Source organism: Mesorhizobium sp. M7A.F.Ca.CA.001.08.2.1, assembly GCF_003998455.1.
Taxonomy (GTDB): Bacteria; Pseudomonadota; Alphaproteobacteria; order Rhizobiales; family Rhizobiaceae; genus Mesorhizobium; species Mesorhizobium ciceri.
Genome location: NZ_RZPW01000897.1, coordinates 1 through 2,302 on the forward strand (window position 1 = coordinate 1; position 2,302 = coordinate 2,302).

Annotated in this window: 3 protein-coding genes; 1 reads left to right on the forward strand and 2 read right to left on the reverse strand. The window is 64.2% G+C overall.

Annotated elements, in window-relative coordinates:
* Together EN914_RS32610 and EN914_RS32615 are read right to left on the reverse strand one after the other, a co-directional pair.
* Positions 1-253: isocitrate/isopropylmalate family dehydrogenase (locus EN914_RS32610; protein WP_245497896.1), on the reverse strand; the 253-nt coding region annotated here is incomplete at its 3' end.
* Positions 254-278: 25 nt separating this feature from the next.
* Positions 279-1,022 (reverse strand): glucose 1-dehydrogenase, encoded by a 744-nt coding sequence (locus EN914_RS32615; protein WP_024502412.1) that lies wholly within the window; start codon positions 1,020-1,022, stop codon positions 279-281.
* A 141-nt stretch (positions 1,023-1,163) separates the two neighbouring features.
* Here EN914_RS32615 and EN914_RS32620 point away from each other — a divergent pair.
* The coding region (locus EN914_RS32620) for an aldehyde dehydrogenase (RefSeq protein WP_245497897.1) at positions 1,164-2,302 on the forward strand (1,139 nt) is incomplete at its 3' end.

Sequence of the window (2,302 nt, forward strand, 5' to 3'; positions counted from 1 at the left end):
CATCGGGATGGATGACGCCTGGCAAGCCGCCCGCACCATGCAGGATGGCGTCCGCCTCGCGGCAGGCCTGGAAGGTCGGCTCGGGAAAGCTCTGGCCGGTCTTCAGGAAATGCTCGGCTCCGGCCGGGTATTCGCTGAAGTGCAAGGGGCTGCCGGGACCGAGCGCTGCTTTCACCACTTGAACCGCTGCGGCGCAGACTTCCGGGCCGATGCCGTCGCCATGCACCACGGCGATTTCGTAGACAGGCTTCATCGCCAACTCCCAAATGGTCTAACGCTCAGATGCACTTGCCGCCATCGACGTTGAGGTCGACGCCGGTGATCATGCTGGCCTCGTCGGAGCACAGGAATGCCGCGGCGTTGCCCATGTCCGCCGGCGTAGACAGCCTGCCGATCGGAATGGTGGCGACGACGCGGGCGCGGTTCTCTTCGCCGGAGCCGATGAAAGTGGACAGAAGTGGCGTGTCGCCGGCAACCGGATTGATGGCGTTGACGCGGATGCCGAAGGGGGCGAGTTCCACGGCCATGGCCCGGGTGGCGGCAATCGCCCAGCCTTTGGAAGCATTGTACCAGGTCAAATTCGGGCGCGGCGAGACGCCGCCGGTGGAGGCGACGTTGAGGATGGCGCCCGATTTGATGGATTTGAAATGCGCAACGACCGCACGGGCGCCATTGTAGATGGATCGCATGTTGACGTTGGCGATCCGGTCGAACATCTCTTCGTTCATCGTCTCGAGCGCCAAGGGCGGCTGGGCCACGCCGGCATTGTTGACCAGTATGTCGAGACCGCTAAAGGCCGAGCGGGCCAGGTCTGCCGCCGCTTCGAAGCTTCCGAGTGTCGAGACGTCGCCAGTGATTGGCCGCACATTTTCGCCGACTTCGGCAGCAACGCGGGCCGCGGCGGCCTCATCACGGTCCATCAACACGACCAGCGCACCTTCGGTGACGAATTTCCTGACGATGCCTTCGCCAAATCCCGAACCGCCGCCCGTGACGATAGCGACCTTGCCAGCAAGTCTCATATCTGTTCCTCCGTTGCCGGCACCATCGGGGAAGTCGCGTGCATTGCACAGTCCGATTATCTGAACGCCCTTTTAGCTTTCCTTGTTTGAGGTCGACCGGCGTGGGAGTCATAGTCGCCACGGAATTGTGAGGAGGAAGAGATGACGCTGAATTTCGACCCGCGGGCGAAGGCCACGGCGCTCTACCATGGCGAATTCCGGCCGATGTTCGTCGGCGGCAAGTGGGTTCCGGCACAATCCGGCCAGGAGATGCAGGCGCTCAACCCGGCGACTGGCGAAGTGCTGGCCACGGTGCCGCGTGGCTCGGCGGCCGACATCGATGCGGCGGTGGACGCTGCGCGCGCGGCTTTCGAAGGGCCGTGGTCAAAATTCTCGCCCTACGAGCGGCAGTGCGTGCTTCTGCGCATCGCCGATCTCTTCGAGACCCATTGGGAAGAACTCAGCGTTTCCGACACTCTCGACATGGGACTGCCGATCACGCGCACGCTCGCCAACCGGCGGCGCGTCATCGGCATGCTGCGCTTTTATGCGGGCATGGCGACCGCGCTGCATGGCGAATCCATAGACAATTCGATCCCCGGCGAGATCGTCTCGTTCACAAGGCGCGAGCCGGTAGGCGTTGTCGGCGCGATCATCCCCTGGAACGCTCCGACCGCAGCGTCGATCTGGAAGATCGCGCCGGCGCTCGCCACCGGCTGCACCATCGTGCTGAAGCCCTCGGAGGATGCTTCGTTGACGCCGCTGCTGATCGCCAGGCTGATGCAGGAGGCCGGCGTTCCCGACGGCGTCGTCAACGTCGTCACCGGCACCGGGACAGAGGCCGGCGCGCGGCTCGCTGAACATCCCGACGTCAACAAGATCGTCTTCACCGGCTCGACGCTGACCGGCCAGGCCATCGCGCGGGCGGGCGTGACCAACCTCAAGCGCGTTTCCCTGGAGCTCGGCGGCAAATCGCCGATCATCGTCTGCCGCGATGCCGACATTGACAAGGCGGTTCCTGTCGCCGCGATGGCTGTGTTCGTGCATTCGGGCCAGATCTGCATCGCCGGTTCGCGGCTTTTCGTGGCCCGCGAAATCCATGACGAATTCGTGCGCCGGGTCGCCGAGTTTGCCGGCAGGCTTCGCATCGGCCATGGCATCGAGGCGGAAACCGAAATCGGCCCGCTCATCAATGCCAGGCAGGCCGGCAAGGTGGTGGGCTATATCAAGGCCGGCCTGCCTGGCATTGATGAGCGGGCCGATTTCGGTTTCCGCCTCGATGCCATGGCCGATGCGAAGCC

Excerpts from the sequence above, each read along its gene's own strand:
- EN914_RS32615 (WP_024502412.1), bottom strand. The coding sequence starts at position 1,022 with ATGAGACTTGCTGGCAAGGTCGCTATCGTCACGGGCGGCGGTTCGGGA.